The organism is Cellulosimicrobium sp. CpK407 (assembly GCF_051844275.1).
Taxonomy (GTDB): domain Bacteria; phylum Actinomycetota; class Actinomycetes; order Actinomycetales; family Cellulomonadaceae; genus Cellulosimicrobium; species Cellulosimicrobium cellulans_G.
Genome location: NZ_JBGNYC010000009.1, coordinates 108,899 through 116,916, shown reverse-complemented (window position 1 = coordinate 116,916; position 8,018 = coordinate 108,899). Strand labels below are relative to the sequence as shown.

Here is an 8,018-nt window from a genome sequence, read left to right as displayed (position 1 = left end):
CGCGTGCGGCTTCTCTTCCCCCCCCCCCTCCCCCCGCACCGGGTCGTGCAGGTCGGGATCGCCGACTTCGCCAACTCGGCCGAGTACGCGCGCCGCGCGGCCGACCTGGGGATCACGGTCGTGCACGTCGACGAGCTGCGCCGCCGCGGTCCCGAGGACGTCATGCGTGCGGCCATGGAGGTCGCGGGCGCCGCGGGCGGGCCGGTGCACCTCGACGTCGACGTCGACGTGTGCGACCGCTCCGTCGCGCCCGGCTGCCCCGCGAGCGTCCCGGGCGGCATCGCGGCGTGGGAGCTGCGCGCCCTCGTCCGCGCCGCGGCGGTCGACGAGCGTCTCCGCTCCACCGACGTCGTCGAGGTCGACGCCACCGCCGACTCCCCCGACGGCCGCACCGTCCGCCTCGCCGCCCTCTGCGTCCTCGAGCTCGCCGCAGGCCTCGCCCGACGCGAGGTAGAGCGTCCGGTCGCGACGTAGAACGCGGCGAGCTCTATCTCGTGACCGGAGGCTCTATCTCGACGGGAGGCGGACGCCGTTCTGCCAGACCGCGGCGACCAGCGGGACGCCCGGGCGGTAGGCGAGGTGGGTGCGGCTCGGGGCGTCGAGCAGCACGACGTCGGCCCGGGCGCCGGGGGCGAGGTGCCCGACGTCGTCCCGTCGCAGCGCGAGCGCGCCTCCCGCGGTCGCGGACCAGACGGCCTCGGCGACGGTCATGCGCATCTCACGGACCGCGAGCGCGAGGCACAGCGGCATGGACGACGTGTAGCTCGACCCGGGGTTGCAGTCGCTCGCGAGCGCGACGACGGCGCCCGCGTCGAGGAGGCGTCGCGCGTCGGGGTAGGGCTGGCGCGTCGAGAACTCCACGCCGGGGAGAAGGGTCGCCACGGTCCCGGCGACCGCTCCCGACGGCCCGCCCGCCCGCGTCCCGCCGCCGGTCCACGAGCCCGCGAGCGCCGCGACGTCGTCGTCGGTGAGGTAGGTGCAGTGGTCCACCGCGGCGGCGCCGAGCGCGACGGCGAGGCGGACCCCCTCCCCCGGCCCGAGCTGGCTCGCGTGCACGCGCACGCCGAGGCCCGCCGCGGCCCCGGCCTCCAGGACGCGGCGCGACTGCTCGGCCGTGAACGCGCCGGTCTCGCAGAACACGTCGACCCACCGCGCGTGCGGGGCGCACGCGGCGAGCATGTCGCCGCACACGAGGTCGACGTAGGCGTCGGCCCGACCCGCGTACTCGGGCGGCACGACGTGCGCCCCGAGGAACGTGACCTCCGGCGTGACCTCGCGCGCGAGCCGCACGGACCGCTCCTCGTCGGCGACCGTGAGGCCGTAGCCGCTCTTCACCTCGACCGTGGTCGTACCCTGCCGGGCCGCCTCGTCGAGGTGCCGCGCGAGGCCTGCCCGCAGGTCGTCGTCGGACGCGGCGCGCGTCGCCGCGACGGTGGAGCGGATGCCGCCCGCCTCGTACGGGCGCCCGGCCATGCACGCCTCGAACTCGGCGGCGCGGTCGCCCGCGAACACGAGGTGCGTGTGCGAGTCGACGAACCCCGGGAGCACGGCACGCCCGCCCGCGTCGACGGTGACGTCGGGCTCGCGGCCGCCCAGCGCGCGCCCGACGGCGTCCCGCGCCTCGTGGGCGGGACCTGCCCAGGCGACCCGGCCGCCGTCGAGCAGCACGACGGCGTCCGTCACCAGCCCGGTCGGGTCACCCGCGCGCGTCCCCGGCCCGCCGGGCGCGTTGGTCGTCAGCTCCCCGATCCCGACGAGGAGCGTCGACCCACTCGCCGAAGCGGGGCCGACGGTCCACCCGGACGCCGTCGAACCCGGGGTCTCTCCCCAGGATCGGCCGTCCGTGAGGAACGATCCCGGGTTCGGCACCGTGGGGTGACCCATCAGGACTCCCGCGTCGGGATGCGGAGGCCGTTCCGCTCGGCCGTGGCCACCGCGTCGTCGTAGCCCGCGTCGACGTGGCGCAGCACGCCGAGGCCCGGGTCGTTGGACAGCACGCGTGCGAGCTTGGCCGCGGCGAGCGGCGTGCCGTCGGCGACGGACACCTGGCCGGCGTGGATCGAGCGACCCATCCCGACACCGCCGCCGTGGTGGATCGACACCCACGTCGCGCCCGACGACGCGGCCGTGAGCGCGTTGAGCAGCGGCCAGTCGGCGATCGCGTCGGAGCCGTCGGCCATGGCCTCGGTCTCGCGGTACGGCGACGCGACGGACCCGGCGTCGAGGTGGTCGCGGCCGATGACGACGGGCGCGCGCACCGCGCCCGACGCGACGAGGTCGTTGAACGCCAGCCCCGCGCGGTCGCGCTCGCCGTGCCCCAGCCAGCAGATGCGCGCGGGCAGGCCCTGGAACGCGACCCGCTCCTGGGCGGCGCGGATCCAGCGGTGGAGGTGGTCGTCGTCGAACAGGTCGAGCACGGCGGCGTCGGTCGCGGCGATGTCGCGCGGGTCGCCCGAGAGCGCGGCCCACCGGAACGGGCCCTTGCCCTGCGCGAACAGCGGCCGGATGTACGCCGGCACGAACCCCGGGAAGGCGAACGCCCGGTCGTACCCGCCGCGACGCGCCTCGTCGCGGATCGAGTTGCCGTAGTCGAACACCTCGGCGCCCGCGTCGAGAAAGCCGACCATCCCCTCGACGTGCCGCGCCATGGACTCGCGCGCGCGGTCCGTGAACTCGTCGGGCTTGGCCGCCGCGTAGTCCGCCCACTCCTCGACCGGCACCCCGAGCGGGAGGTACGAGAGCGGGTCGTGCGCCGACGTCTGGTCCGTGACGACGTCGACCTCGACCCCGCGCCGCAGCAGCTCCGGCACGACCGTCGCGCTGTTCCCCTCGACCCCGACCGACAGCGCCCGACGCTCGCGCCGCGCGTCCTCGACGAGCCGGACCGCGGCGTCGAGGTCGTCGGCGACCACGTCGAGGTACCGCTCGCGCACGCGCCGGTCGAGGCGCGACCGGTCGACGTCGACCACGAGGCACGCGCCGCCGTTGAGCGTCACCGCGAGCGGCTGCGCGCCGCCCATGCCGCCGCACCCGCCGGTGAGCGTGAGCGTCCCGGCGAGGGTCCCTCCGAACCGCTTCGCGGCGACCGCGGCGAGCGTCTCGTACGTGCCCTGGAGGATGCCCTGCGCGCCGATGTAGATCCACGACCCCGCGGTCATCTGCCCGTACATCGTCAGGCCCATCGCCTCGAGCCGCCGGAACTCGGGCCACGTCGCCCAGTCCCCCACGAGGTTGCTGTTCGCGAGCAGCACGCGCGGCGCCCACTCGTGCGTCCGCAGCACCCCGACCGGCTTGCCCGACTGCACGAGGAGCGTCTCGTCGTCCGCGAGCGTCGTGAGCGTGCGGACGATCGCGTGGTAGCTCGGCCAGTCGCGCGCCGCGCGGCCGGTGCCGCCGTAGACGACGAGGTCGTCGGGCCGCTCCCCGACCTCGGGGTCGAGGTTGTTCATGAGCATCCGCAGCGGCGCCTCGGTCTGCCACGACCGCGCGGTGAGGGTCGTGCCGCGCGGGGCGCGGACGGGGACGGGGGTGCCGAGTCGGTGGGTCGGCTCGTGGGTCATGTCGTCTCGCTCCTTCGGGGTCGGGCGGGCGGGAGGTCAGGCCAGGTGCCCGACGGCGGCGCTCGCCGCCACGACCACGGCACCGCTCGTGACGAGGCGCGTCACGGCCTCGATGTCGGGCGACAGGTAACGGTCCGGTCCGGGACCGTCGACGACGGTCCGCACGAGGTCTCGCACGGCACCGGTCCCCCGCGCGGGGTGCAGCGACCCGCCGCCGCAGCGGAGGTCGAGCGCGCGCGTCGCGGTGAGCAGCTCGATCGCCAGGACGCGGCCCAGCCCGTCGACGGCGCGGCGGAGCGTGCGCGCCCCCGCCCAGCCCATGGACACGTGGTCCTCCTGCATGGCCGACGACGGGATCGAGTCGACGCTCGACGGCACCGCGAGCCGCTTGAGCTCCGAGACGATCCCCGCCGCCGTGTACTGCGCGATCATCAGGCCGGAGTCGACGCCCGGGTCGTCGGCGAGGAACGGCGGCAGACCCTCGTTGCGGGCCTTGTCGAGGAACCGGTCGGTGCGGCGCTCGCTCATGCTCGCGACGTCGGCCGCGACGATCGCGAGGAAGTCGAGCACGTACGCGACCGGCGCGCCGTGGAAGTTCCCGTTCGACTCGACGCGCCCGTCCACGGTGACGACCGGGTTGTCGATCGCCGCCGCGAGCTCCCGGCGCGCGACGGCGGCCGCGTGGTCGAGCGTGTCGCGTGCGGCGCCGTGCACCTGGGGCGCGCACCGCAGCGAGTACGCGTCCTGCACCCGGGTGCACTCGGGCCTGCCGTCGGCGTCGAGCGTGCGGTGGCTCGCCACGACGGGCGAACCGTCGAGCAGCGCGCGCAGGTTCGCGGCCGACGCCGCCTGGCCGGGGTGCGGTCGCATCGCCACGAGGTCGGCCGCGAACGGGGCATCCGAGCCGAGCAGCGCCTCGACGCTCGCCGCCGCCGCGACGTCGGCCGTCGTGAGCAGGGACCGCAGGTCGTGCAGCGCGAGCGCGAGCATGCCGAGCATGCCGTCCGTGCCGTTGATGAGCGCGAGGCCCTCCTTCTCGCGCAGCGCGAGCGGCGCGATCCCGGCCGCGGCGAGCGCGTCGGCAGCGGGCACGAGGGCCCCTGTCGCGTCCCGGACCTCGCCCTCGCCGAGCGCGGCGAGCGCCACGTGCGCGAGCGGTGCGAGGTCGCCCGAGCAGCCGAGCGAGCCGAACTCCCGCACCACCGGGGTGATCCCGGCGTCGAGCATCGCGGCATACGTCTGCGCGACGACGGGGCGCGCCCCGGTCCGCCCGGTCGCCAGGGTCGCGAGCCGCAGGAGCTGCAGCGCCCGCACGACCTCGCGCTCGACCTCCGGCCCCGACCCTGCGGCGTGGGAGCGCACCAGGCTGAGCTGGAGCTGCGCGCGCCGCTCGACGGGGATGTGCCGCCGCGCGAGCGCACCGAACCCGGTCGACACGCCGTAGTGCGGGCGGTCGTCGTCCGCGAGCCCCTCCACGACGGCGCGGCTCGCCGCCATCGCCTCGACCGCCGCGTCCGCGAGCCGGACGCGCGCGCCGTGCCGCGCGACGTCGACCACGTCGTCGATCGTCAGCGGGCCGTCGCCCACGACGACCACGCGCGCGGCGCGGGCCGGGTCGGGAGCGAGGCCCGCCGTCGGGCCTGCCGTGAGGGCCGCCGTCGGGCCGGGCCCGACGGAGCCGGGCGCGCCCGCGCCGGAGCGGTCGGGGACGGCCGGGGAGTGCGTCGTCGCTGCCATGCCCCCAGCACACACCGCGCCCCGGCGCCCCGCGGGCCCGTCACGACAGGTTCCGTCTGGGATCCCAGACTCACCGCCAGGAGCCGACCACGCCCCCACCCGCCGTCGAGCACGACATGGGGGTCGTTATCGCGCGGATGACGACCCCCATGTCGTGTTCGGCGGGTCAGGCTCCGACGTAGGCCGCGAGGTGCTCGGCCGTGAGGGTGGACCTCGCCGCAACGAGGGCGGCCGGGGTGCCCTCGAAGACGACGCGGCCGCCGTCGTGGCCGGCGCCCGGGCCGAGGTCGATGATCCAGTCCGCGTGCGCCATGACCGCCTGGTGGTGCTCGATGACGATGACCGACTTGCCCGAGTCGACGATCCGGTCGAGCAGGCCGAGGAGGTTCTGCACGTCGGCGAGGTGCAGGCCCGTCGTCGGCTCGTCGAGGACGATGACGCCGCCCTTGTCGCCCAGGTGCGTCGCGAGCTTGAGGCGCTGACGCTCGCCGCCGGACAGCGTCGTGAGCGGCTGGCCGAGGCTCACGTACCCGAGGCCGACGTCGTCGAGCCGCTCGAGGATCGCCTTCGCCGCCGGGACCTTGGCCTCGCCGGACGAGAAGAACTCGCGGGCCTTCGCGACCGGGAGGTCGAGCACGTCGGCGATGTTGAGCCCGCCCAGCGTGTAGTCGAGCACCGCGGCCTGGAAGCGGCGCCCGCCGCAGTCCTCGCAGGGGGTCGAGACGGTCTCCATGAAGCCGAGCTCGGTGTAGATCACGCCCGCGCCCTTGCACTCGGGGCACGCGCCCTCGGAGTTCGCGCTGAACAGGGCGGGCTTGACGCCGTTGGCCTTCGCGAACGCCTTGCGGATCGGCTCCAGGAGCCCGGTGTACGTCGCGGGGTTGCTGCGGCGCGAGCCCTTGACCGCGCTCTGGTCGATGGTCACGACGCCCTCGCGCCGCGACACCGACCCCTCGACGAGCGAGCTCTTGCCCGACCCGGCCACCCCGGTCAGGACGACGAGCACCCCGAGCGGGATGTCGACGTCCACGTCCTGCAGGTTGTGCGCGTCCGCGCCACGGATCTCCAGCGCGCCCGACGGCGAGCGCACCTCGTCCTTGAGCGTCGCCCGGTCGTCGAGGTGGCGGCCGGTCACGGTGTCGCTCGCGCGCAGCCCCTCGACCGTGCCCTCGAACGTCACGTGCCCGCCGGCCGTGCCCGCGCCCGGGCCGAGGTCGACGACGTGGTCGGCGATGACGATCGTCTCGGGCTTGTGCTCGACGACGAGGACCGTGTTGCCCTTGTCGCGCAGCTGCAGCAGGAGGCCGTTCATGCGGTCGATGTCGTGCGGGTGCAGGCCGATGGTCGGCTCGTCGAAGACGTAGGTGACGTCGGTGAGCGACGACCCGAGGTGGCGCAGCATCTTGATGCGCTGCGACTCGCCCCCGGACAGCGTCCCTGAGGGGCGGTCGAGGCTGAGGTAGCCCAGCCCGAGCTCGACGAACGACGCGAGGTTGTCGCCGAGCGCGTCGACGACGGGGGCCATGTTCGGGTCGTCGAGGTCCCTGATCCAGGCCGCGAGGTCGGTGATCTGCATCGCGCACAGCTCGGCGATGTTCACGCCGCGGATCTTCGACGAGCGCGCCGACTCCGACAGGCGCGTGCCGCCGCAGTCGGGGCACGGCGCGAACGTCGCCGCGCGCTCGACGAACGCCCGGACGTGCGGCTGGAGCGAGTCGACGTCCTTGGAGAACATCGACTTCTGGATCTTGGGGATCAGGCCCTCGTAGGTGACGTTGATCCCCATCGCCTTGATCTTGGTGGGCTCCTTGTAGAGGAAGTCCTGCATCTGCTGGTCGGTGAACTCGCGGATGGGCCGGTCTCCCGGGAAGAACCCCGACTCGGCGAACCCGCGCACCATCCACCCGTCGGCGGTGTATCCCGGGACCTTGATCGCGCCGTCGCGCAGCGACTTGGAGTCGTCGAAGATCTCCGTGAGGTCGAGGTCGGAGACCGAGCCGCGCCCCTCGCACCGCGGGCACATGCCGCCGTGGTAGATCGCGTTGCGCACGATCGTCTTCTCGCCCGTGGCCGACGTCATGATGCCGCTCGCCTTGCGCGCGGGGACGTTGAAGGAGAACGCGGGCGGCGGGCCGATCTGCGGCTCCCCGAACCGGCTGAACAGGACCCGCAGGATCGCGTTCGCGTCGGTCACCGTCCCGACCGTGGAGCGCGGGTTCGCGCCGAGGCGCTCCTGGTCGACGACGATCGCCGTCGTGAGGCCCTCGAGCACGTCGACGTCGGGACGGTCCAGCGTCGGCATGAAGCCCTGCAGGAACGCCGGGTACGTCTCGTTGATGAGGCGCTGCGACTCGGCCGCGACCGTGTCGAACACGAGCGAGCTCTTGCCGGACCCCGAGACCCCCGTGAACACCGTGAGGCGCCGCTTGGGGATCTCGACGCTCACGTCCTGCAGGTTGTTCGACCGTGCCCCCTGGACCCGGATGACGTCGTGCCCGTCCGCGCCCCGCGGAGCCGCGGTCTGCGTTCCCGTCGTCGTTGCCGTGCTCATCGTGTCTCCTCGTCGTCGAGCCTCGTCGCGCGGCCACCGCCGATCCGGTCGACCGGCCGGTCGACGGCGCCGACCGTCCGACCTCGGCAGCCCCGTGAAAGTCTGCCCGAGAACCGGTCGGTCCGGCGCGCGGATCCTGCCGCGCCGCGCGACCGTCCGGTGCCGGGCGC

The 8,018-nt window shown here is 74.8% G+C and carries 5 protein-coding genes; 1 reads left to right on the top strand and 4 read right to left on the bottom strand.

Annotation, left to right across the window (positions count from 1 at the left end; genetic code table 11):
• Window positions 1–474, top strand: a 474-nt coding sequence (locus ABWU78_RS06530; RefSeq protein ID WP_439157892.1) for an arginase family protein, incomplete at its 5' end; no start/stop codon positions are given.
• 33 nt (window positions 475–507) lie between these two features.
• On the opposite strand, the gene hutI is transcribed toward ABWU78_RS06530, so the two are convergent.
• From hutI to ABWU78_RS06510, 4 genes are all read right to left on the bottom strand, one after another.
• Window positions 508–1,887, bottom strand: a complete 1,380-nt coding sequence (hutI, locus tag ABWU78_RS06525; protein ID WP_439157893.1) for an imidazolonepropionase — start codon at window positions 1,885–1,887, stop codon at window positions 508–510.
• Complete coding sequence (hutU, locus tag ABWU78_RS06520; protein ID WP_353706783.1) at window positions 1,884–3,560, bottom strand: urocanate hydratase; 1,677 nt, start codon at window positions 3,558–3,560, stop codon at window positions 1,884–1,886. The genes hutI and hutU overlap by 4 nt, the downstream gene beginning before the upstream one ends.
• A 36-nt stretch (window positions 3,561–3,596) precedes the next feature.
• On the bottom strand, window positions 3,597–5,297 hold the full coding sequence (hutH, locus tag ABWU78_RS06515; RefSeq protein WP_353706784.1) for a histidine ammonia-lyase: 1,701 nt from the start codon (window positions 5,295–5,297) through the stop codon (window positions 3,597–3,599).
• A gap of 166 nt (window positions 5,298–5,463) precedes the next feature.
• Window positions 5,464–7,848 (bottom strand): excinuclease ABC subunit UvrA, encoded by a 2,385-nt coding sequence (locus tag ABWU78_RS06510; RefSeq protein ID WP_353706785.1) that lies wholly within the window; start codon window positions 7,846–7,848, stop codon window positions 5,464–5,466.
• Window positions 7,849–8,018: the final 170 nt, after the last annotated feature.